The 21,642-nt window shown below is 62.8% G+C and carries 17 protein-coding genes and 3 pseudogenes; 7 read left to right on the plus strand and 13 right to left on the minus strand.

All coding sequences use genetic code 11. From position 1 onward, the window contains the following. Nucleotides 1-151: 151 nt before the first annotated feature. Nucleotides 152-1,279, plus strand: a complete 1,128-nt coding sequence (locus V3W39_RS26410) for an alpha/beta hydrolase (protein ID WP_330213660.1) — start codon at nt 152-154, stop codon at nt 1,277-1,279. A 102-nt stretch (nt 1,280-1,381) separates the two neighbouring features. Continuing rightward, the gene (locus tag V3W39_RS26415) at nt 1,382-2,203 is read left to right on the plus strand and encodes a DeoR/GlpR family DNA-binding transcription regulator (RefSeq protein ID WP_177047448.1); all 822 of its coding nucleotides are present in this window, start codon (nt 1,382-1,384) and stop codon (nt 2,201-2,203) included. Between the two features lie 88 nt (nt 2,204-2,291). Here V3W39_RS26415 and otnI read toward each other — a convergent pair whose 3' ends face one another. The 5 genes from otnI to ltnD all read right to left on the minus strand — a co-directional run bounded on the left by otnI (nt 2,292) and on the right by ltnD (nt 7,666). Continuing rightward, nucleotides 2,292-3,074: a 2-oxo-tetronate isomerase gene (otnI, locus tag V3W39_RS26420; RefSeq protein ID WP_330213661.1), complete on the minus strand. Its 783-nt coding sequence runs from the start codon at nt 3,072-3,074 to the stop codon at nt 2,292-2,294. A 10-nt stretch (nt 3,075-3,084) separates the two neighbouring features. After that, the gene (locus tag V3W39_RS26425) at nt 3,085-4,545 is read right to left on the minus strand and encodes a GntT/GntP/DsdX family permease (RefSeq protein WP_294735640.1); all 1,461 of its coding nucleotides are present in this window, start codon (nt 4,543-4,545) and stop codon (nt 3,085-3,087) included. A gap of 184 nt (nt 4,546-4,729) precedes the next feature. Then, on the minus strand, nt 4,730-5,368 hold the full coding sequence (gene otnC, locus V3W39_RS26430; protein ID WP_330213662.1) for a 3-oxo-tetronate 4-phosphate decarboxylase: 639 nt from the start codon (nt 5,366-5,368) through the stop codon (nt 4,730-4,732). Next, the gene (gene otnK / locus V3W39_RS26435) at nt 5,365-6,657 is read right to left on the minus strand and encodes a 3-oxo-tetronate kinase (protein WP_330213663.1); all 1,293 of its coding nucleotides are present in this window, start codon (nt 6,655-6,657) and stop codon (nt 5,365-5,367) included. The genes otnC and otnK overlap by 4 nt, the downstream gene beginning before the upstream one ends. Before the next feature lie 10 nt (nt 6,658-6,667). Then, nucleotides 6,668-7,666, minus strand: a complete 999-nt coding sequence (gene ltnD, locus V3W39_RS26440; protein ID WP_330213664.1) for an L-threonate dehydrogenase — start codon at nt 7,664-7,666, stop codon at nt 6,668-6,670. A gap of 191 nt (nt 7,667-7,857) precedes the next feature. On the opposite strand from ltnD, the pseudogene V3W39_RS33865 reads away from it, so the two are divergent. Both V3W39_RS33865 and V3W39_RS33870 read left to right on the plus strand, forming a co-directional pair. Then, a pseudogene (locus V3W39_RS33865) lies at nt 7,858-8,553 on the plus strand (PAS domain-containing protein); the annotation flags it as partial. A gap of 117 nt (nt 8,554-8,670) precedes the next feature. Then, nucleotides 8,671-9,144 (plus strand): annotated as a pseudogene (locus tag V3W39_RS33870) (methyl-accepting chemotaxis protein); the annotation flags it as partial. Between the two features lie 105 nt (nt 9,145-9,249). Here the strand turns inward: V3W39_RS33870 and V3W39_RS26450 are convergent. After that, nucleotides 9,250-10,293: an LLM class flavin-dependent oxidoreductase gene (locus V3W39_RS26450; RefSeq protein ID WP_177047441.1), complete on the minus strand. Its 1,044-nt coding sequence runs from the start codon at nt 10,291-10,293 to the stop codon at nt 9,250-9,252. 260 nt (nt 10,294-10,553) lie between these two features. Here V3W39_RS26450 and V3W39_RS33875 point away from each other — a divergent pair. Next, nucleotides 10,554-11,570: pseudogene (locus V3W39_RS33875) on the plus strand (cache domain-containing protein); the annotation flags it as partial. Between the two features lie 129 nt (nt 11,571-11,699). Then, the gene (locus tag V3W39_RS33880) at nt 11,700-12,428 is read left to right on the plus strand and encodes a methyl-accepting chemotaxis protein (protein ID WP_371317309.1); all 729 of its coding nucleotides are present in this window, start codon (nt 11,700-11,702) and stop codon (nt 12,426-12,428) included. A gap of 42 nt (nt 12,429-12,470) precedes the next feature. On the opposite strand, the gene V3W39_RS26460 is transcribed toward V3W39_RS33880, so the two are convergent. Beyond that, nucleotides 12,471-12,956 carry a flavin reductase family protein gene (locus tag V3W39_RS26460; RefSeq protein ID WP_177047437.1) on the minus strand — a complete coding sequence of 162 codons (486 nt, stop codon included), beginning with the start codon at nt 12,954-12,956 and terminating at the stop codon, nt 12,471-12,473. A 322-nt stretch (nt 12,957-13,278) separates the two neighbouring features. Here V3W39_RS26460 and V3W39_RS26465 point away from each other — a divergent pair, with 322 nt between their 5' ends. After that, complete coding sequence (locus tag V3W39_RS26465) at nt 13,279-14,685, plus strand: purine-cytosine permease family protein (RefSeq protein WP_177078804.1); 1,407 nt, start codon at nt 13,279-13,281, stop codon at nt 14,683-14,685. Here the strand turns inward: V3W39_RS26465 and V3W39_RS26470 are convergent. The 6 genes from V3W39_RS26470 to purU are packed head-to-tail and all read right to left on the minus strand — an operon-like array spanning nt 14,673 to nt 21,442. Further along, on the minus strand, nt 14,673-15,239 hold the full coding sequence (locus V3W39_RS26470; RefSeq protein WP_330213666.1) for a sarcosine oxidase subunit gamma: 567 nt from the start codon (nt 15,237-15,239) through the stop codon (nt 14,673-14,675). The two genes, V3W39_RS26465 and V3W39_RS26470, sit on opposite strands and share 13 nt — an antisense overlap. A gap of 3 nt (nt 15,240-15,242) precedes the next feature. Then, nucleotides 15,243-18,140 (minus strand): 2Fe-2S iron-sulfur cluster-binding protein, encoded by a 2,898-nt coding sequence (locus tag V3W39_RS26475; protein ID WP_330213667.1) that lies wholly within the window; start codon nt 18,138-18,140, stop codon nt 15,243-15,245. Beyond that, on the minus strand, nt 18,137-18,436 hold the full coding sequence (locus V3W39_RS26480) for a sarcosine oxidase subunit delta (RefSeq protein ID WP_177047429.1): 300 nt from the start codon (nt 18,434-18,436) through the stop codon (nt 18,137-18,139). The genes V3W39_RS26475 and V3W39_RS26480 overlap by 4 nt, the downstream gene beginning before the upstream one ends. A 14-nt stretch (nt 18,437-18,450) precedes the next feature. Beyond that, entirely contained in the window at nt 18,451-19,692 is a 1,242-nt protein-coding gene (locus V3W39_RS26485) for an FAD-dependent oxidoreductase (protein WP_177078802.1), read from the minus strand. Continuing rightward, nucleotides 19,674-20,579 carry a bifunctional methylenetetrahydrofolate dehydrogenase/methenyltetrahydrofolate cyclohydrolase FolD gene (gene folD, locus V3W39_RS26490; RefSeq protein ID WP_330213668.1) on the minus strand — a complete coding sequence of 302 codons (906 nt, stop codon included), beginning with the start codon at nt 20,577-20,579 and terminating at the stop codon, nt 19,674-19,676. The genes V3W39_RS26485 and folD overlap by 19 nt, the downstream gene beginning before the upstream one ends. After that, a complete protein-coding gene (purU, locus tag V3W39_RS26495) occupies nt 20,576-21,442 on the minus strand; it encodes a formyltetrahydrofolate deformylase (protein WP_177047423.1) in 867 nt (288 codons plus the stop codon). The genes folD and purU overlap by 4 nt, the downstream gene beginning before the upstream one ends. Nucleotides 21,443-21,642 lie beyond the last annotated feature (200 nt).

The following is a 21,642-nucleotide window of genomic DNA, read 5'->3' on the forward strand; positions in this document are numbered from 1 at the left end:
GAAAATTTTCCGGCGTTCATAAAACAAAGACCTGCGAGGAAGGCCATCGTGCCGTCACGCTTTACCCATTCTTTACCCGCGCTTGCGATTCGTTAACCCGCGGGTCGGTTAGGCTGCCACTCATCTTGAACTGAACGGCGGTGTGAATCGAATGAACCTTCAACCTCGGTACTGGCTGGCGGTGGGCGCCCTGGTGGGCAGCCTGGGATTGATCGCGGGGTGTGCGGGCGATCCGCCCAACCCGCGTGCAGCCTTCAGCGAGCGGGTCGATAAAGAGTTGAGCACCGCTTATCAACCCGCCCACCACGAAACGGCCGGCTGGGGCGCGACCTGGCAAGTCGACCAGCAATCGGTGAATGTGGCGTGGCTGGCGCCGGTGACCCAGGAGCGTGTGCCACTGATTATCTATTTGCCTGGCCTGGGGGAGTCGGCCTCGGGCGGCGTGGCGTGGCGCAAGGCTTGGGCACAGGCCGGGTATGCGGTGCTGTCGGTTCAGGAACACGCCCACGATCAGTCGGTGTTTGCCTCGCAGCAGGCGACGTATGGCGACTTTCGCGGAATGGCGAGCCCCCATTATTCCGCCGCCGCTTTGCGCGAAAGGCTGTCCACGTTGCAGAAGGTCCTGACCGAAGTTCGGGCACGGGCCGCCAAGGGTGATGCACAGTTGGCAGCCATCGACTGGAACCAGGTGGTGGTCGCCGGCTTCGACTTTGGCGCACAGACCGCCGAGGCGCTCGCCGGGGCGCTGGAGCCTGGCGCTACGTCGGGCGTCGCGATCCAGCCCAAGGCGGTGGTGTTGCTCAGCCCTTACGTGGACGCCGACGCCCGTCCAGACATGTACGCCCGAATATCGGCCCCGGTGCTGTCGATGACCGGCCAGCAGGATGAAGACCCGTTCAACTGGGTCAGTTCCTATCGCCAGCGGGAAGTCCTGGGTGACTCGGTGACGGTGGCCGGCAGTGTCCGGTTGGACCTGAACAGCGCGACTCACAAGACCTTGGCGGGCAGCGAGTTATTCAGCCGACCGGCAAAGCAGGCCGAAAAGGGCGGTGATGCGACCGGCGATGCGCCCAAAGGTCGAGGCCACAAGCGCGGCCCCAAACCCGGCGGCAACAGTTCGATGGCGGGCGAGCCTGCCCCCGATCCCAAGCAGGTCGCAGCGATCCAGGCCATTGGTGTGGCGTTCCTGGACAGCCGCGTCAAGCACAATCCCGCGGCCACTGAGTGGCTGCAGAAAAGCGCACCCTCCTGGCTGGGCGAGGCAGGGCGGTTGAAGTAGTGCGTGGGGCGACTGTTTTTTTGCCAGGCTCGCGCGGGTCACGGTGGATTCGCTACTATGTGGTTTACCCGAACCCACCCGCCGTACCCGTTGGAGCCTTGAATGCCAAGCCAGAAGGACATCACCGCCGAGAGCGGCGCACCGATGATTCCTGATCAGCGCCGTGAGCTGATATTGCGTCAGTTGCGCAAGCATCAAGTGCTGAGTGTTCATCAGTTGATGGAGATGTTCGACTGCTCCCACATGACCGTGCGGCGCGATATCGCGTTGCTGGAGCAGGAAGGCCGGGCGTATTCGGTCACCGGTGGGGTGCGCATTGCGAGCCAGCTTCACAGCGAGCCGAGCCATCAACTCAAGGCGGTGGTGGAGCTGCCGCAGAAGCAGGCCATGGCCAGGCTTGCCGCGCGCTTGCTGCGGGCGGACATGACGGTTTACCTGGACGCCGGCACCAGCACGCTGGAGATCGTTCCCTACATCAAGGCACTCGCCGGCATGACCGTGGTGACCAACGACTTCGGGGTGGTGCAGGCGCTGATGGATGCCCCGCAGGTGACGGTGATTCACACGGGCGGGCAGTTGGATCACTCCAACCATTCGTGCGTCGGCGGGCTTGCGGTGGCCACCTTGCGCCAGGTGGTCACCGACATCGCCTTCATCTCCACCAGCTCCTGGGACCTTCTGCGCGGCATCACCACGCCTTCGGCGTTGAAGGTGGAGGTCAAGCAAGTCGCCATGCAGTCGGCGTCGCAAGCGGTACTGGTGGCCAGCAGTTCCAAGTACGGCACCTTCAGCATGTACAAGATTGCCGGGCTGGAGCAGTTCGATATCGTCATCAGTGACGCCGCGTTGGCTCCCGCCGCCGCAGACGGCATCCGCAAGCAAGGGGTCGAACTGATGTTGCCGTCCGACCACGAACCGGCCTAGCGCGCTTTTTCGGTCTGCTGCATGAACTGCCCCAACTCTTTCGCATAGAACTTCGCCATGCCGGTGGTGCCATGGCCACGGGTTTGGCTTAACGTGCCTTCCAGTCCCGCAGCCATTGCAGGCCAGCGGAGGTGTCGCCCCGCGGTCGGTATTCGCAGCCTATCCAGCCGTCATACCCCAGTTCATCGATCAGCGCGAACAGGTATGGGTAATTCAGCTCCCCGAGGTCTGGCTCATGCCGGTCAGGCACGCCGGCAATCTGGATATGGCCAATGCCGCCCATGTCGCGCCGCAGCTTGACGGCCAGGTCGCCCTCGACGATCTGGCAGTGATAGCAGTCGAACTGCACTTTCAGGTTGCTGGCGCCGACCTCCTTGCAGATGGCCTGGGCCTGATCCTGGCGGTTGAGGAAAAACCCCGGCATGTCCCGGGTGTTGATCGGCTCCAGCAACACCGTGACGCCGGCCTGCTGCGCCTGGGCGGCAGCGTAGGCGAGGTTTTCCAGGTACACGCCGTGGTGACGCGCACGCTCACTTTCCGACGGCAGCAAACCAGCCATCACGTGGATGCGGGTGTTGCCCAGCACGGCGGCGTATTCCAGCGCCCGGTCGAAACCGGCGCGAAATTCGTCCTCGCGGCCCGGCAAGGTCGCAATGCCACGCTCGCCTGCGGCCCAATCACCGGGCGGCGCGTTGAACAGGGCTTGCACCAGGCCGTTGTCGGTCAGGCGTTGTTGGAGATCCTGTGGGCTGTACTCATAGGGAAAGAGGTACTCCACCGCTTCGAAACCATCGGCGGCGGCCGCGGCGAAGCGTTCCAGAAACGGGTGTTCGGGGTAGAGCATGCTCAGGTTGGCAGCAAAGCGAGGCATGTGAACTCCTTCAGACAAAAGGCCAGATCAACAGGGTGATCAGGAAACCCAGGGTGCCCAGGAGGGTGGTGATCACCGTCCAGGTGCGCAGGCCGTCAGCCACGTTGAGCCCGGCCAGTTTAGTGAAAATCCAGTAGCCGGCGTCGTTGATGTGCGACATCGCCAGCCCGCCACCGCCCATGGCCAGGCACAGCAGCGCCATATGGTTGGGCGTCAGGTTGAGCGTGACAATCAGCGGGCTGATGATACCCGCAGTCGTCACCAGTGCCACGGTGGTCGAGCCCTGCACCGCACGCAGCAGCATGGTCAGCAAGAAGCCCAGCGCCAGTACCGGCAGCCCGGTGGTGCGCAGCAGGTCGGAGACCACCGCGCCGATCCCGGTGTCCACCAGCACCTTGCCGAACACACCGCCGGCGCCGGCAATCAGGATCACCATGGCCACGCCAGGCAATGCCGAGCCGATCACGTCGGACACCTGGGTACGGCTCCAGCCGCGACGGGAGCCGAGCAGCCAGGCACACAGCAAAGTGTCGAGCAGCAGCGCCACCAATGGTGCGCCGAGCACGGTCATGATCGCCCGCAGGGTCGATTCGATGGGCAGCAGCGACGTCGCCAGGGTGCCCAGCAGGATCAGAATGATGGGCAACAGGATCAGGCTGACGATCAGCCCGAAACCCGGCGCCGGGGCGGGTGGCAGCTTGGCAACGATGCTGCTGGTGGATTCCTCGAGCCCCATGTGTGCCACGGCGGCAGTGCTGCTTTCAACGTTTTGGGCGTTGCCGTCATGCCAGGCGCGCAGGTCATCGTTGGTCACGTGCGGCCCGTAGACTTCCGCACGGATATCATCCGACATCGGGTAGAAACGCCGCGTCATGTATCCCGCCACGCGGTAGCCGACGTAGCACAGGAATGCCGTGAGCGGCAGCCCGAACATCAGCACCCGGCCCAGGTCGGCGCCCAGTTGGCTGGCGGCTGCCACGGCACCTGGATGCGGCGGCAGGAACGCATGCACCGTGAGCAATGCCGCGCACATCGGCAAGGCAAACATCAGCAGCGGCTTGCGCGCCCGGCGGGCAACGCCATACGCCAGCGGCATCAGGATGATCACCCCCACTTCAAAGAACACCGGCACACCGATGATGAAGCCGGCCATGGTCAGCGCCAGGGGCGTGCGCCGGTTGCCGAAGCGTTCGATCAGGGTTTTCGCCAGCGCCTCGGCGCCGCCGGACAGCTCGATGATGCGACCGATCATGGCGCCCAGGGCGATGATGATTGCGATGTGGCCGAGGGTCTTGCCCATCCCGCCTTCGATGGTGGCGACCAGGTCAGCCGGTTTCACCCCGGCGACCAGCGCCACCAGGATGCTCACCAGCATCAGCGCCACAAACGGCTGGAATTTGTACTTGAGGACCAGGAACAGCAGAAGGGCGATCCCGAGACCGGCGGTTGCCATCAGAATAAGCGGGCTCATAGCATCCACCCGCCACGTTGAACGTGTGAAGGGTGAGTGCCACGGTAAGCGTCAACACTGCAGTAGGGCTGGGTCATGCTGGAATGTCCTGTTGTTTTTATTGTTCAGGCACGTTGTCGCGACAGCTTGGCTGCCTCTCGTCGCGAAGGCGTGCATCAAGGGGGTTGCGGGTAAATCTCGGGGCCTACCACTGGGCGCCGAATGTCTCCCGCAGTTCGTCCAGGGCGGCCTGGTCCAGTGGCGTCGGGCGCGGGTTGCTCATCAGCCAAAGCCGTGCGGTTTCTTCGAGTTCTTCCAGGGCATAACTGGCCCTGGACACGGAGCTTTCCCAGACCACCGGCCCCAGGCGCTCGAGCATCACGCCACGCACGCGGTTGGCGAACTGCGCCACCTGTTCGGCGACATTGGGTGCGCCAGGGCGTTGATAGTTGATCAGCGGGATATGGCCGACCTTCATCACCTGGTACGGCGTCAGCGGCGGCAGGATGTCGTCCTGGCTCCACACGCCGGCAAGCGTCAGTGCCACCAGATGGGTGGAGTGGGTATGCACCACGCCACCGACCCCGGGGTTGCGATCGTAGACCTGGCGATGCAGGGCCAGGGTCTTCGAGGGCTTGTCACCCGAGATCCATTTGCCCGTCAGATCGACCTTGGCGATCGCCGCCGGGTCCAGGCGCCCAAGGCAGGCGTCGGTGGGGGTGATCAGCCAGCCGTCATCGAGCCGGGCGCTGATATTGCCGGCGCTGCCCACGGTAAATCCGCGCTGGTAGAGGCTGTGCCCGACCGTACAAATCTCCTCGCGCAGAGCGTTTTCGCGACTCATTGCGCACCTCCGGCCAGTTGCTTCAGGGCCTTGTCGAAAAAGTCCCGGCCGCCGAAGTTGCCGGACTTGAGGGCCAGCGCCAGCGGCTCGGCGCTGTTGCTGACGGTGGCCGGTACGCCGGGGTCGATCTGTGCGCCAATCTGCAACAGGTGTACGCCGAGGGCTTTCACCACGGCACCGGAGGTTTCACCGCCGGCCACCACAAAGCGTCGCACGCCGCTGTCGCGAAGGGCGTGGGCGATGGCGCCCAGGGCGTTCTCCACCAGCTCACTGGCCCGCTCGACGCCCAGTTGTTGCTGGACGGCCTTGACCTCGTCCGGGGTGCTGGTGGCGTAGATCAATACGGTGTGTGGCGTGTTGCGCGCAAAGGCCACAGCGTTTTCCACCACCGGCTCTGCGGCCGCCAGGGCCAGCGGGTCGATGCGCAGTGCCGGACGCCCGGCCTCGATCCAGGCGGCAACCTGGCCGTTGGTGGCGATCGACGCACTGCCAGCCAGCACCACTTCGCCGCCTTCCACGGTTGGCAGCGAGGCCGGATCGAAGTCGCGCAGCTTGCCGGCACGGCGGAAGTTTTCCGGAAGCCCCAGGGCCAGGCCCGAGCCGCCGGTCAACAGGGGCAAGTCGGCGCAGGCGGCACCGAGGGTATAAAGGTCCTGGTCGGACAGGGCATCGGCAACCGCCATGCCGACACCCTGGGCGCGCAGCTCGGCGATCTTCTCGCGAACCTGCGACACGCCCTGGGCGATGCTGTCGTAGCGCAGCAGGCCGACCTTGTGTGAGGTTTGCGATTGCAGCACGCGCACCAGGTTGGCATCGGTCATGGGGGTCAGCGGATGGTGCTGCATGCCCGACTCATTGAGTAACTGGTCTTGCACGAACAGATGGCCGCGGAAAATCGTCCGACCGTTTTCCGGAAACGCCGGGCAGGCGAGGGTGAAGTCACTGCCCAACGCCTTGAGCAGCGCTTCGCTGACCTGGCCGATATTGCCGGCGGGCGTCGAATCGAACGTGGAGCAGTACTTGAAGAAAATCTGCTCGCAACCCTGTGCGCGCAGCCATTCCAGGGCCGCCAAGGAGTCGGCGACGGCCTCGGCAACCGGCAGGGTGCGGGATTTCAGGGCAATGACGATGGCATCGGCGTCCAGCCCGGCCGCGACTTCGTCGCTCGGGATGCCAATGCTCTGCACGGTGCGCATTCCGCCGCGCACCAGCATGTTGGCGAGGTCGGTGGCCCCGGTGAAATCGTCGGCGATGCAGCCCAGCAAGGGGCGTGCGGCAGGTCGGTTCATGGAGCGGTCCTTATACGGAGTCAGGCTTGGCGGTCGGCAGTTCGATGCCCGGGAAAATCTTGATCACCGCCGAATCGTCTTCACGCCCGAACCCCGCGCTGGAGGCCTGCATGAACATCTGGTGTGCGGTGGCCGACAACGGCAGCGGGAACTTGCTGGCCCGTGCGGTATCCAGCACCAGGCCCAGGTCCTTGACGAAAATATCCACGGCGGACAACGGCGTGTAATCGGCCTTGAGAATGTGTGGCACGCGGTTCTCGAACATCCAGGAGTTGCCGGCGCTGTGGGTGATCACTTCATACAAGGCATCGGCGTCGACCCCTTCGCGCAGCCCCAGCGCCATCGCTTCGGCGGAAGCCGCAATGTGCACGCCCGCCAGCAACTGGTTGATGATCTTGACCTTGGAGCCCAGGCCATGCGCGTCGCCCAGGCGATAGACCTTGCCGGCCATGCCCGCGAGAACGTGGTCAGCCTTGGCATAGGCCTGGGCCGGGCCGGACGTCATCATGGTCATTTCGCCGGCGGCGGCCTTGGCGGCACCCCCGGAGATAGGGGCGTCGAGGTACAGCAACCCGGCGTCGGCCAGGCGCTTGCCCAGCTCCACGGCGTAGGTCGGTGCCACCGTGGCGCAGCCAATCACCAGGCTTCCCGGGCGCAATGCAGCGGCCGCCGAGTGCTCGCCAAACAACACGGTCTCGGTCTGTTCGGCATTCACCACCACGGTGATGATCACATCGCATTCACCTGCCATGTGGGCGGGTGAACTGCAGGCCACGCCGCCTTCGCTGGCGAATTGTTGGGTGACGGCTTCGCGCACGTCACAGGCATGCACATTGAAGCCGTTGCGCAGCAACGAGCGGGCGATGCCCAGGCCCATCGCGCCAAGTCCGATAACGCCTACGTTTTTATTATTCATGGGGGTTCCCGTTCTGTGGTCAGGGTGTGTTGCGTGTAGGGCTGATAATCCACCAGTGATCAGATTATGTGAAGTTATTTTTTCAAATAACATATTTTAACATTGGTGCTGCAGCCGTTAAATTGACGTCAAATGAAAACTCAGCGAGCTGTGTTCAGTTCCGTGCCTGACAGCCGATAGCGCCTTTAGAGTCCACTGCTCTGAAGGGGTACGTCATGTTCAATAAAACGTTAAAAACGGAACTGGCGGCCAGGACGGCCGATGTTGCAGGGTACAAAGGACTGATGGCTGCACTTGAGCGCTCCATGGCCGTGGTCGAGTTCGACTTGAACGGCAAGGTGCTTCGCGCCAACGAAAATTTCTTGCAGGCGTTGGGGTATCGCGCGGATGAATGGAGCGCAAAGTCACACCGGGACTTTTGTTTGCCGGCGTTGACGAACAGCGCGGCGTACAGCCAGTTCTGGGCGGAGCTTCGGGCCGGCAAGTTCGTCTCCGGCACGTTTCAGCGGGTCAATAAAGAAGGGCAGACGGTCTGGCTGGAGGCCAGTTATAACCCGGTGCTGGACGAGCGTGGCCAGGTGTTGAGGATCGTCAAGTACGCGCTTGTCGTCACCGACAAAGTGGCGCAGGAGGCCGCTACCCGCAGCAAGCTCGTGGCGCTGGACCGGGCCATGGCGGTGATCGAATTCGACCTGAGCGGCAATGTATTGGTCGCCAACGAAAACTTTCTGAATGTGATGGGTTATGGGATGGCGGAACTTCAGGGCAAGCATCACCGCCTGTTTTGCGAACCCGCCCTTGTTAACAGCAATGAGTACACGGACTTCTGGCGTCGCCTGAATGCGGGTGAGTTTTTCCGCGGGCAATTCAAGCGCCTCGGCAAGCACGGCCGCGTCGTGTGGCTGGAGGCAAGCTATAACCCGGTCTATGACGCCGACGGCAAGTTAACCAAGATCGTCAAGTTCGCCAGCGATATCACCGAGCGGGTCGAGAAATTCGAGGCCGATTCCCGCGGAGCCTCTCGGGCTTACCATATCTCTGCCGAGACGGAGAAGTTTGCCGAGCAGGGCACTCAGGTCATTCAAGAGACGGCCAGCGAGATGCGCCGAATTGCCGACAATATCGGTGCGTCCGCGCGATTGGTGGGGCAACTGGGCGATCGCTCCGAGCAGATCACGGCGATCGTCAACACCATTCGCGGGATCGCCGACCAGACCAACCTGCTGGCACTCAATGCGGCCATCGAGGCCGCCCGCGCGGGGGATCAAGGGCGCGGGTTTGCAGTCGTTGCCGACGAGGTCAGGCAACTGGCGGGGCGCACCAGTCGTTCGACGGCGGAAATTTCCGAGATGATCAGCAAGATACTCGCCGAGACACGCGACGCCGTCGTCAGCATGAATGCCACCCAGGAAGGCGCGCAGCGCGGCGTTACCCTGGCCGATCAAGCCGGCTCGGTGATTTTGCAGATTCGCAATGGCACCAGCGACGCGGTCGAGGCCGTGAGCATGTTTGCTTCCAAGCTGGATGAGTCCGAGGTGATTCCAAAGACTGCGATCAGTTGGGTGGGGTAGCGCTTCGAGCCGGGCCTTGGTCTTGACGTCGAAAAGGGTATGAAAAACGCCACTCATTGAGTGGCGTTTTTTTTGTCGGCGCGGTGTGCGGCTCAGGGATTGACCTCAGCGAAATGCCGGCACCACGTGCTTGATAAACAGCTCGAGGGATTTTTTCTTCTCCGCGTGGGGCAGGCTGTTGTCACACCAGAAGCTGAACTCGTCGACCCCCAGGGACTGGTAATACTGGATGCGCGGGATGATCTCTTCCGGCGTGCCAATCATTGCGGTCTTGTGCAGGCTCTCCAGTTCAAACTCCGGGCGGCCGGCGAATTTTTCTTCCGGGCTCGGGTCGAGGAAGCCGTTGACCGGTACGGTCTTGTTGCCGAACCAGGCATCGAAGGTGCGATAAAACCGGGCGATGGCCTTGGCCCCGACTTTCCAGCCTTCAGGGTCGTCCACGGCGTGCACGTGGGTGTGGCGCAGCACCATCAGTTGCGGGCGCGGCACGTCCGGGTTGTTGTCCAGCGCGGCCTGGAACTTGTTCTTCAGGTCGAGGACTTCTTCGTCGCCCTTCATCAAGGGGGTGACCATCACGTTGCAGCCGTTGGCCACCGCAAAGTTGTGGGAGTCGGGGTCGCGAGCGGCAATCCACATCGGCGGGTTGGGCTGCTGGATGGGCTTGGGCACGCTGGTGGAGGTGGGGAATTTCCAGATGTCACCGTCGTGGGCGTAGTCGCCTTTCCACAACGCACGCACCACCGGCACCATCTCGCGCAGGGCCTGGCCGCCGCTGGAGGCGGGCATGCCGCCGGCCATGCGGTCGAACTCGACCTGGTAGGCACCACGGGCCAGGCCGACTTCCATGCGTCCGTTGCTGATCACATCGAGCAGCGCGCATTCGCCTGCCACCCGCAGCGGGTGCCAGAACGGCGCGATGATCGTGCCCGCGCCCAGGTGAATGGTGCTGGTCTTGGCTGCGAGGTAAGCCAGCAGCGGCATCGGGCTGGGCGAGATGGTGTATTCCATGGCGTGGTGTTCGCCAATCCAGACGGTGCTGAAACCACCGGCTTCGGCCATCAGGGTCAGTTCGGTCAAGTCTTCGAACAACTGGCGATGGCTGACACTTTCATCCCAGCGTTCCATGTGCACGAACAGGGAAAATTTCATGACGCTTACCTCGGATCTATTGTGATCGGCCTGTCGACTGCGGGCCCTTAAGTGCTCTCGCCAATGTGAAGCGTGCCAGTGATGACGGCTGTTCGGCGGATTGATTGTTGGTATACCATAATACGGAATATCCGCAAAACTTTTCTCTCCAACGGTCGCACACTTACCTCACAAGGAAAGCGAGCTCGATGAACATAAAACAAAAATTGATCCTGGCGTTTGCGGTGATCGCCAGCCTGCCGGTTATTCTGGTGGCGGTGATGATCATCCTCAACGTGCGCCATGAGGCACGGGACGGCTTTATCGACGGCAGCGAACGTGAAATTCGCCAGGTCGACAACGCCATGCAGCTGTTTTTCGAAGGCATCAGCCAGAACGTCGCCTACCTGGCGGCGCACCCGCAGTTGCAGGGCATCAATGGCGACGTGAAACGCTATCTGGCCAGCGATGCCGCCCAGGTCGCTCCCGGTGAGCGTGACCAGCAGTTGTTCAAGCTGTTCGAGGGGTTGGCCAAGAGTCATGGGGCCTACACCTACTTGTCATTGGGTACCGAAGACGGCGGTTATGTGTTCTGGCCGGGCGATCCCAAACTCGCAAGCTACGACCCGCGCACCCGGCCCTGGTACAAGACGGCCATGGCGCAACCCGGCAAGACCCTGCGCACCGAGGCCTATTACTGGGCCGCCGATGACGTGGTGCTGGTCAGCACGGTGCAAAGCTTCAACGACCGCCAGGGCAAGGCGAGCGGGGTGGTGAACATTGACGTTTCCCTCAAGCAACTGACCGACCTGGTCAAACAGATCAAGCTGGGTGACAGCGGCTACTTGATGTTGATGGAAGCCAATAACACGGTGCTGGTGGACCCGAATGACCCGTCCCACAACTTCAAGCAGCTCGGCGAGTTGGGCGACGGTTACCGGCAGCTGAGCGAGGCCGGCCAGGGCCTGGTGCAGGTCGAGTTGGCCGGGGAACGCTACATGGCGTTTGTCTGGCCGTCCAAGGCGTTGGGCTGGCGGTTTGTCGGGGTGGTGCGGGAAAGCGAAGTGATGGCCGGCGCGGCGCGGCTCACCTGGCTGATTGCGGCCATCGCGCTGGTGTGCGCGGTGTTGTTTGCGGTGGTGGGCGCCTGGTTTGCCGGGCTGATCGTCAAGCCGATTCGCGGCGTGGCCAGCGGGCTGGAAGGCATCGCCCAGGGCGAAGGCGACCTGACGGCGCGCCTGCCCGTCAAAGGGCGCGACGAGACGGCGCAGCTCGCCGGCTGGTTCAACCAGTTCCTTGAAGCCATCCGCACACTGATCCAGCGCATTGGCCAGGCGGCCGCACAGATCCACAGCAGCTCCGGCAGTGCCACCGAAGTCTCGGTGGAAATGGCCGAGGTCGCCGAACGCCAGCGCGAAGCGGTGGACATGGTCTCCACGGCGTTTCACGAAATGGTCGCCACCTCCAACGAAGTCGCGCGGTCCTGCAGCCAGGCCGCTGACTCGGCCGACAACGGCCAGCGCCAGGCGCACACCGGCCAGCAGCAGATCGACGCTGCGGTAAGCAGCGTCGGGCGCCTGAGCGAAGAAGTCGGCCATTGCGCGCAGTCCATGGAGCAGCTGGAAAAAGACAGCAACGACATCCAGTCGATCCTCGGCACCATCCGCTCCATCGCCGAGCAGACCAACCTGCTGGCGTTGAACGCCGCCATCGAGGCCGCACGGGCCGGTGAGCAGGGCCGTGGATTTGCCGTGGTGGCGGACGAGGTACGGGCCTTGGCCAAGCGCACCTCAGACTCCACCGGCGAGATCGACGGGCTGCTGGGCAACCTGGCGCGGCGCACCCATCAGATGGGCAAGCAGATGCATGCCAGCCTGGAGGTGTCCCAGGAAACGGTGGTGTCGATCAACGATGCACGGGCCAGCTTCGGCTTGATTCGCGAGTCGGTGGACGTGATCCGCGACATGAATACGCAAATCGCCACGGCCGCCGAAGAGCAGCACCAGGTGGCGGAAGACATCAATCGGCATATCAGCCAGATTCACGGGGATGCGCAGTTGGTGGCGAGCCTGGCCGATTCCACGCGCCAGGATGCGCGGCAGTTGACGGCGTTGTCGCAGACGTTGAATCAGTTGGTCAGCCGTTTTCGCACGTGACCGATGGGCGCCCGGCCTGCCGGGCGCCTGCCAGCGCAACGATCAGGCAATGACGGGCAGGGCGCCCATCTTGCCGTGGCAATACACCAGTGGCCCGGCGTTCTGCTGGGGCACGATCAGGTTCTTCACCGAACCGACCATGATGGCGTGGTCGCCGCCTTCATATTCGCGCCACAACTCGCATTCGATCACCGCCGTGGCATTGGCGAGGATCGGGTTGCCCAGCTCGCTCAAGGTCCACTCGATACCCTGCGCCTTGTCTTTGCCCTTGCGCGCGAAGGCATAGGCTTCGCTCTGCTGCCCACCGGACAGCACATGGATGGCAAAGCGTTTGTTCTTGATCAGCACAGGGTAGGAGTCGGAGCTGTAGTTGGGGCAGAACAGCACCAGGGCCGGGTCCATGGACAACGAGCTGAAGGCACTGGCGGTCAACCCGACAATTTGCCCGTCGTCATCGAGCGTGGTGATCACGGTGACCCCGGACGGAAACGAACCCATCACTTGTTTGTAGATGGCGGCATCGATCATGGGACAGTCCTCTGGCGGTGAAGCGGATTTTATGGATTTGTAGGTCTGATGGTATACCGTAATACAATCTAATCAAGGGCTTTTTCAAGCCGCCGACCAACGTCAGCCTTTGGTCTTATAACCAATAAATACGGGGGTAAAGGCGCGAAAACGCGAGAGGGCATGTGGCACAATTACGGATCAGATGCAGCTTGAGACTACGGATCAGTCTTGTGAAAATGTTGGAATACCATAATATGGTGTTCATCTGAGGGGCGGCCAGAGAGCTCCCCCGGTTTGGCGTCAAACAACTATAAGATCAGACAAACGCGAGTTCATTTCCATGCCCCAGATGTCCCGGCAAGATCCCCTGATCGAGAATCACACGGTCGATTACGTCCCCCTCGCGGAGCGCCATGGAAAGGCCCGCGACCTGTTCACCTTATGGTTCAGCACCAACATTGCACCGCTGCCCATCGTCACCGGCGCCATGGTGGCCCAGGTGTTCCATCTCAACCTGGTGTGGGGGCTGCTGGCGATTGCCCTCGGGCACATGCTCGGCGGCATCGTGATTGCCCTCGCCTCGGCCCAGGGCCCGCGCATGGGCATCCCGCAGATGGTGCAGAGCCGGGGCCAGTTCGGCCGTTACGGCGCGCTGCTGATCGTGTTCTTCGCGGCCCTGATCTACATCGGCTTCTTCATTTCCAACATCGTGCTGGCCGGCAAATCCATCGTCGGCATCGTGCCGTCGGTACCGGTGCCGGCCAGCATCCTGATCGGCGCGCTCAGCGCCACGGCCATCGGCGTCATCGGCTATCGCTTTATCCATACCCTGAACCGCATCGGCACCTGGGTGATGGGCAGCGCATTGCTGGCGGGCTTCCTCTACATTTTTGCCCATGACCTGCCGGCCGACTTCCTCACCCGTGGCGGCTTCAACCTGGCCGGCTGGTTGGCAACGGTGTCGCTGGGGGTGATCTGGCAGATCAGCTTCTCGCCCTACACCAGTGATTATTCGCGCTACCTGCCGGTGGATATCGGCATCACCCGACCCTTTGTCGCCACCTACCTGGGCGCCACCCTCGGCACCATCTTGTCGTTCTCCTTTGGCCTGGTCGCCGCCCTGGCAACGCCCGAAGGCACCGAAGCGATGGTCGCGGTCAAGCAGGCCACAGGCTGGCTGGGGCCCATTCTGATGGTGTTGTTCCTGCTCAATATCATCAGCCACAACGCGCTGAATCTGTACGGCGCGGTGCTGTCGATCATTACTTCGATTCAGACCTTTGCCAGCCAGTGGACACCCAGCATCAAGGTGCGGGTGATGCTATCGGGAGTGGTGCTCGCCGGATGCTGTGTGGTTGCGTTGGGCGCGTCAGCGGACTTTATCTCGCAATTCATCGGGTTGATTCTGGCGCTGTTGATCGTGCTGGTGCCGTGGGCATCGATCAACCTGATTGACTTCTATGTCATCAAGCGCGGCGTCTACGACATTGCCTCGATCTTCCAGGCGGACGGCGGGATTTACGGGCGCTTTAACCTGCACGCGATCGTGGCGTATTTCATCGGCATCATCGTGCAACTGCCGTTTGCCAATACGTCGCTGTACGTGGGGCCCTACGCCAACCTGGTGGAAGGCGCAGACCTGTCGTGGCTGGTGGGGTTGGTGGTGACGTGCCCGTTGTATTACTGCCTGGCGACACGTCAACGCAGCCAAAAGGTCAGGGCGGCACGGTTGGGCTACACCGACTGAGCCACCCCGCCGAACTCCTGCAACGCATCCCGCAACGCGCCATCGAAGTACTCCTTCGAGGCGCGATCCCACAGGATATGAAACGCCGGCACCTCCACACTTCCTGTGTGGATGACAATCGCATTCACCCGCGCCACCGATGTCTGCGCCACCGCCCCGGGCTTGAAGGCGGCCACGCTGAGGTCGACACCACAGAGCTTCGCCATCACCTGGGCAATCACATCGCCGCTGAGCCATACGCAGGCATGGCTGTCCTGGCGCGGCAGCAGGTAATTGGCGCGGTGGTCCAGTTCCCAACGCGCTTCTTCATCGGCAATCCGCTGCCCCTGATCCTGCGGGCTGCCCAGCACCAGGTATTCGTTCTGCGACAGGCGTACCACCCAACTGCCATCCGCTTGCGCGCAGGCCTGGTTGGGCGCGCCCGGCAACGTGAAGCCGCGCGCCGTAAGGTACTCGGCGCTCTGCGCGCCGCGAAAACCAACCCGGGGCAGGTCGGTCTGGTCCACCAGGCGGCACGCCGGCGTGAGCATCTCGTGGGCTTTCAGACTGGTCATGGCTTAACCCTCCTGGCGTTGGTTGGTGGGGTCGAAAAAGGGCAGTGGCACTACCTCGGCCTGGACGACAATGCCGCCCTCGACGCGAATCGCAATCCGCTGCCCCGGCGTGCTCTGGTCGATACCGGCGTAGGCCAGGCCGATTATTTTGCCCAGGGTGGTGGAGTACTCGCAGGAGGTGACGTTGCCGCTGATGTCCGGGCCGTTGAGCACCAGGTGGCCTTCCAGCGGTTGCACGCTGCCCTTGGGCAAGGTGAAACCCACCAGTTTGCGTTTCAGCGGCTGGGCTTCAAGGATGTCTACCGAGCGCCGGCCGACGAAGAACGGCTTGTTGCGGCTGACTGCCCAGCCCATGTCGATTTCTGCCGGGTGGGTCATGCCGTCGGTGTCCTGGCTGATGATCACGTGGCCTTTTTCCAAACGCAGCAGGCGCTGGGTTTCGACGCCGAAGGGGCGAATGTCAAAGGCCTTGCCGGCCGCCATCAAGGCATCCCATAACGCCAGGCCGTGGCGCGCAGGCACGTGGATTTCGTAACCCAGTTCGCCGACAAAACCGACCCGCAGCAACCGGGCCTTGATCCCGGCCACTGTGCCCTGGCGCACGCCCAGGTACGGGAAGCCTTCGGCGCTGAGGTCGAGGTCGCTGCAGACTTGCTCCAGCACCTTGCGCGAGTCCGGCCCGGCCACGTTCACCGCGCAGATCGCGGCGGTGACGTTGGCCACGTCCACGTCCAGGCGCCATTGTGCATTCCACTTGAGCATCTGCTGGTAGATCCGGTCGACGCCGCTGGTGGTCGCGGTGACGTAGAAGTGGTTGTCGCCCAGCCGTGCGCACACGCCGTCGTCGATCACCACCCCGTGTTCATTGGTCATCAGCGCATAGCGCGACCGGCCCACCGGCTGCTTGAGAAACGCGAAGGTGTACATCCGGTTGAGCAATTCGGCGGCGTCCGGGCCGCGCACATCCAGGCCGCCCAGGGTCGAGACATCGATCAGGCCGACCTTGTTGCGCACCTGCAGGGCTTCGGCCTGCATGCACGCCTCGCGATCCTGCGGCTTGCCGTAATACGCCGGGCGTTGCCAGATGCCGGCGGGCATCATTTTCGCCCCGGCCTGCACATGCCGGGCATGCATCGGCGTTTGCCGGTAAGGGTCGAAAGCGCGCCCGGCGACATGCGCCAGTTTCTCCGCCACGAATGGCGGCCGCGCCGTGGTGACCCCGGTTTCACTGATATTGCGCTGGGTCGCCCAAGCCACCAGCCGCGCCGTCGGCAGCGCCGAGTGACGCCCCTGGGACGGGCCCATGCCCACGGTGGAGTAGCGTTTGACCAACTGCACATCGCGGTAGCCGATGCGGGTCGCGTTGACGATATCCGCCACTTGCAGGTCTTCGTCGAAGTCGACGAAATCCTTGCCTTTGGGGTGCGGGAAGATCGGCCAGTTGAAATTCACCTGGGCTTCGCTGCGCAACGGCAACTGCGGGCCGGCGGCACTCAAGCCGAGGGCGAGCACGCTGTTGGCGGCGGCATTGGTCGCGTCCACCAGCACGTTGTCCAACTGGTGCCGACCGTGGACGGAACCCGCCACGTTCAGGTTATGGGGCAAACCGCTGAGGCTGAACGCTGCACGCTGGTCGTCATAAGCCAGCTTGCCGCCGGCCTGGCACAGCAGTTGATAGACCGGCATATAGCCGGCGGACATGCACAGCAGGTCGCAGTCAATCAGTTGCCCACTGCTGCTGACCTGACCCTGGCCAGTGATCTGGCGCACATCGACGCCCTTCACATGGCGCATGCCTTTTTCATGCAAGGCCTCGAATACCGTGCTGTTGTTCAGGCAACGGATGTTGCGTTGGGCCAGGGCGCCAGGCAGTGCCTGGTCGGCGGGGGCGTGACGCAGGTCGATCACGGCGGCCACGTCCACGCCCTGGTCGTGCAGGTCGAGGGCGGCGAGGTAACCGTCATCGTTGCCGGTCAGCACCACGGCACGTTTGCCGGGCTTGACCGCGTACAGTTTCATCAGGCGTTGTGCGGCACTGGTCAGCATCACGCCCGGCAGGTCGTTATTGCGAAAGATCACCGGCTGGTCGAACGAGCCGCTGCACACCAGGCACTGGCGCGCGCGCACCTTGTACATCCGCTTGCCCTGGATCACCGGCAGGTAGTTGTCGGTGAACCAGGCGTTGCAGGTGGCTTCGGTCAGCACCTGGATATTGGCGTGTTGCTGCACTGCGCCGAGCAGCTCGCGGCGCAGGGCGTCGGCGCGCGTGCCTTCGATATCGAAGCGGGCATAGGTCAGCGAGCCGCCCAGGATCGGCTGCTGCTCGATCAGCAACACCTTGGCCCCGGCATTCGCGGCGGTGAGGGCCGCCTGCAAACCGGCGGGGCCGGCGCCGATCACCGCAAGGTCGGTAAACAGGTAGGCCTTGTCGTAGTACTCGGGCTGGAATTTCAGGTCGAGCACACCCAGGCCGGCCTTTTTGCGGATGATCGGTTCCCAGACTTTCCACATGCCCTTGGGCTTGTAGAACGAACGGTAGTAGAACCCCACCGGCATGAATTTGGAGAACTTGCCCAGGTAGGCATCCCGGTCGTGGTCCAGCGAGCCGTTGACGTTCTGCGCACTCACCTGCAAACCGCCGGACAGCGCGTGGGCGTCGGCCAGCACGTTCGGCTCCTGGGGCAACTGCACCAGGCTGTTGGCGTCCTGGCCGGCCATGGTCAGCGGGCCGCGGGGGCGGTGGTATTTGAACGAACGGGAGATCAGGAAACGCCCGTTGGCCAACAGTGCGCTGGCGATGCTGTCGCCTTGCAAGCCCTGGTAGCGTTGGCCATCGAAACTGAAATCGAGCAACTGATCACGCTGGATCAGCAAGCCCATGGGGGCGGGTAGGCGGTTCATCCGGCGATCTCCCTGGCGGTGTTGAAGTCGACGCGGGCACTGAACAGTTCCTTGGGATCGAAGGTGCGCAGGATCTCGTCGGTGACGGTGTGGCGCTCGGCGAGGAACCAATAGCTCGATGGCGTGTGCATCCACCATTCGCGCACCACACCGGCGAGGTTGTCGGTGTTGAACACGTAGTCGGCCCATTCGGCGTCGCTGCAGTTCACCGGATCGGGCATCGGCTTGAACTCGCCGCCGTAGGTGAACTCGCTGATATTGCGCGGCCCGTTGAGCGGGCAAGTCATGATTTTCATAGTCCGCTCTCCACTTAGTGACTGGCCGCCGTGGCGCCCATTTCGTTGACTTGCTGGAAGGTCGAAAACCGTTCGAGCCCAAAGGGTTTGATCAGCTCCGGCACCTTGCCGCCGCTGGCCACCAGTTCGGCCATGGTCTTGCCGCAAATGGGCGTTGCCTTGAACCCCCAGGTGCCCCAACCGGCGTCGAGGTAGTAATTCTTCACGGGCGACAGGCCCATGATCGGGCTGTAGTCGGGCGTCATGTCGGTGATCCCGGCCCATTGGCGCATCAACTTGGCGTTGGCCAGGAACGGGAACATCTCGATGGCGTGGGCCAGCAGGCTTTCTTTCAGGTCCAGGGTCGAGCGCGTATTGAACAGCGGATAAGGGTCGGAACCGCCGCCGAACACCACTTCGCCACGGCTGGTTTGCTGCACGTAGCAGTGCAGGGCTGAGGAACTCACCAGCGGGTCGAGGAACGGCTTGAACGGCTGGGTCACCATCGCCTGCAGCGGGAAGGTCTGGATCGGCGAGCGGATGCCGGCCTTGGCCATCAGCAACGAACTGTGCCCGGCAATCGCCTGCACCGCGCAGCCACATTTGATGGTGCCGCGATTGGTCTTGACCGCAGTGATCGCGCCGTTTTCGATGATCAGGTCCTGCACTTCGGTGAGCTGGTGGATTTCCACGCCACGCTTGGCCGCCTGCTTGGCGTAGCCCCAGGCCACGGCGTCATGGCGCGCGGTGGCGCCGTCGATGTGCCAGAGCCCGGCGATCACCGGCAAGTGGCCGGGGTCGAGGTTGAGGCTGGGCACCAACTCGCGGATCTGTTGGCGGTCGATCATCTCGGTACGCCCGCCAAAGTGCTTGTTGACCTCGGCCCGCTGGCGAAACGAACGCACGGTGGCATCGGTATGCGCGAGGGTCAGCTGACCGCGCTCGGAGTACATGATGTTGAAGTCGAATTCGTTGGACAGCGACTGGAACATCTTCACCGACTCAGCATAGAAACGGACGCCCTCGCTGGTCAGGTAATTGGAGCGGATCACCGCCGTATTGCGCGCGGTATTGCCGCCGCCCAGGTATGACTTTTCCAGCACGGCAATGTTGGTGATGCCGTGGTACTTGGCCAGGTAGTAAGCGGTGGCGAGGCCATGGCCGCCGGCACCGATGATCACCACGTCGTAGCTGGCCTTGAGTTCCTTGGGCGGTGGCAGGTCCACCTCCACCGGGTACTCCGAGCTCAGTCCGTATTTCAATAGATTGAATGGCATACGGCCTCCGATTGGCTGCGTAAGGCGTGGTGTTGCGCAAGGGCTGCGGCCACGGTGTTTTTCATCAGGAAGGCAATGGTCATCGGGCCGACACCGCCGGGCACCGGGGTGATGGCGGCGACATGGGGCAGGGCACCGTCGAAGTCGACATCGCCCACCAGACGGCTGCGGCCCTCGTCGTCGATGCGGTTGATGCCGACGTCGATCACCACCGCGCCGGGCTTCAACCAGCTGGCATCGATCAAGCGCGGGCGACCAACGGCGGCGATCACGATGTCGGCTTGTCGGCATAAGGCCTGTGCGTTCTGGCTGCGGGAATGCAGCACGGTGACCGAGCAATCCGCCTTGAGCAGCAGGGCGGCCATGGGCTTGCCGACGATGTTCGAACGGCCGATCACCACCGCATGTTTGCCCCGCAGGTCACCCAGGGTCTGTTCCAGCAAATACAGGCAACCACTGGGGGTGCAAGGCGTCAGCACCGCGCGACCCTGGCTGAGGCCGCCGACATTCTGGCTGTGGAAGCCGTCCACGTCCTTCTCCGGCGCGATGGCTTCCAGGGCGCGTAATTCGTCCATCTGCGGCGGCAGCGGCAATTGCAGGAGGATCCCGTTGATCGCCGGGTTGGCATTCAGTTGGCCGATCAGGATCAGCAGTTGTTCGGTGCTGGTGTCGCCGGGCAGCCGGTGCTCCAGTGAGCGAATGCCCACCTCGTCGGCGCGCAGGATCTTGTTGCGCACATAGACCTGGCTGGCCGGGTCGCTGCCCACCAGGATCACCGCCAGTGCCGGTTCAATGTCGTGCTCACGCAGGCGTGCCACATCCTCGCGCACTTGCAGCAGCACCCGGGCGGCGGCGGCTTTGCCGTCGATCAGTTTAGGGTCACTCACCGGAACACCACCGTTCTGTCCTGGTTGAGGAATACCCGGTGTTCGAGGTGGTACTTGACCGCCTTGGACAGGGCGACGGTTTCGGTGTCACGGCCGATGGCGACCAGGTCGTCAGGCTTGTACACGTGGTCTACGCGCTGGACTTCCTGTTCGATGATCGGGCCTTCATCGAGGTCGCTGGTGACGTAGTGCGCCGTGGCCCCGATCAGCTTCACCCCGCGCTGATAGGCTTGGTGGTAGGGCTTCGCGCCTTTGAAACCGGGCAGGAACGAATGGTGAATGTTGATCGCTCGCCCCGACAGTTGCCGGCACAGGTCGTCGGACAGGATTTGCATGTAGCGCGCCAGCACCACCAGTTCGGTGCGGGTGTCGTCGACGATCTTCATCAGTTCGGCTTCCTGGGTGGCTTTGTTGTCCTTGGCCACTGGCAGGTAGATAAAGCGAATGCCCTCGCGCTCGGCCATGGGCCGCAGGTCGAGGTGGTTGGAGACGATGGCGGTGATGGTCATGTCCATCTCGCCCTTGTGGTAGCGGTAGAGCAGGTCGGTGAGGCAGTGGTCGAACTTGCTGACCATCAGCATCACGCGCATGGGTTCGCGGGTGTCGTGCAGTTCCCACTGCATGTCGAAGGCCTGGGCGATGTCGGCGAAGCCGGCCTTGATCTGTTCGAGGTCGCCGGGGTGGCCGTCATTGAAGCGGAACACGGCGCGCATGAAGAAGCGGCCGCTGAAGTCGTCGTCGAATTGCGCCATCTCCCCGATGTAGCAAGCGTTGTCTGCCAGGTAGGTGGTCACGGCTGCGACGATACCGGACACCGCAGGACAGGTGACCTTGATGATGAAATGGTTTTTTTCGTGTTGCATGACACGTCCTCGGGATGATGGCGGCAGCTCATCGCATAGCGAAAAAATGTCTGAGGACAGCTGGCTCGTTCCATGAGCGCGGTTTCTTGTGGGGAATAAAATATTCCTGAAGTGGCTTTATAGGGGAATGGGGGCGGGGCGTCTAGGGGTTTGGGAAAGTTTTTTAACTGGGGGGAAAGTTTTTGCCGGGGGCTTTTGGG

Origin of the sequence: Pseudomonas sp. Z18(2022), from assembly GCF_036346535.1 — a bacterium.
In the GTDB taxonomy this organism is placed as follows: Bacteria; Pseudomonadota; Gammaproteobacteria; order Pseudomonadales; family Pseudomonadaceae; genus Aquipseudomonas; species Aquipseudomonas yamanorum_A.

What these genes read in the sequence shown, in the direction of transcription:
- V3W39_RS26410 (WP_330213660.1), top strand. Translation starts at nt 152, where the DNA reads ATGAACCTTCAACCTCGGTACTGGCTGGCGGTGGGCGCCCTGGTGGGC.
- V3W39_RS26415 (WP_177047448.1), top strand. Translation starts at nt 1,382, where the DNA reads ATGCCAAGCCAGAAGGACATCACCGCCGAGAGCGGCGCACCGATGATT.
- otnI (WP_330213661.1), bottom strand. Translation starts at nt 3,074, where the DNA reads ATGCCTCGCTTTGCTGCCAACCTGAGCATGCTCTACCCCGAACACCCG.
- V3W39_RS26425 (WP_294735640.1), bottom strand. Translation starts at nt 4,545, where the DNA reads ATGAGCCCGCTTATTCTGATGGCAACCGCCGGTCTCGGGATCGCCCTT.
- otnC (WP_330213662.1), bottom strand. Translation starts at nt 5,368, where the DNA reads ATGAGTCGCGAAAACGCTCTGCGCGAGGAGATTTGTACGGTCGGGCAC.
- otnK (WP_330213663.1), bottom strand. Translation starts at nt 6,657, where the DNA reads ATGAACCGACCTGCCGCACGCCCCTTGCTGGGCTGCATCGCCGACGAT.
- ltnD (WP_330213664.1), bottom strand. Translation starts at nt 7,666, where the DNA reads ATGTTATTTGAAAAAATAACTTCACATAATCTGATCACTGGTGGATTA.
- V3W39_RS26450 (WP_177047441.1), bottom strand. Translation starts at nt 10,293, where the DNA reads ATGAAATTTTCCCTGTTCGTGCACATGGAACGCTGGGATGAAAGTGTC.
- V3W39_RS33880 (WP_371317309.1), top strand. Translation starts at nt 11,700, where the DNA reads ATGGTCTCCACGGCGTTTCACGAAATGGTCGCCACCTCCAACGAAGTC.
- V3W39_RS26460 (WP_177047437.1), bottom strand. Translation starts at nt 12,956, where the DNA reads ATGATCGATGCCGCCATCTACAAACAAGTGATGGGTTCGTTTCCGTCC.
- V3W39_RS26465 (WP_177078804.1), top strand. Translation starts at nt 13,279, where the DNA reads ATGCCCCAGATGTCCCGGCAAGATCCCCTGATCGAGAATCACACGGTC.
- V3W39_RS26470 (WP_330213666.1), bottom strand. Translation starts at nt 15,239, where the DNA reads ATGACCAGTCTGAAAGCCCACGAGATGCTCACGCCGGCGTGCCGCCTG.
- V3W39_RS26475 (WP_330213667.1), bottom strand. Translation starts at nt 18,140, where the DNA reads ATGAACCGCCTACCCGCCCCCATGGGCTTGCTGATCCAGCGTGATCAG.
- V3W39_RS26480 (WP_177047429.1), bottom strand. Translation starts at nt 18,436, where the DNA reads ATGAAAATCATGACTTGCCCGCTCAACGGGCCGCGCAATATCAGCGAG.
- V3W39_RS26485 (WP_177078802.1), bottom strand. Translation starts at nt 19,692, where the DNA reads ATGCCATTCAATCTATTGAAATACGGACTGAGCTCGGAGTACCCGGTG.
- purU (WP_177047423.1), bottom strand. Translation starts at nt 21,442, where the DNA reads ATGCAACACGAAAAAAACCATTTCATCATCAAGGTCACCTGTCCTGCG.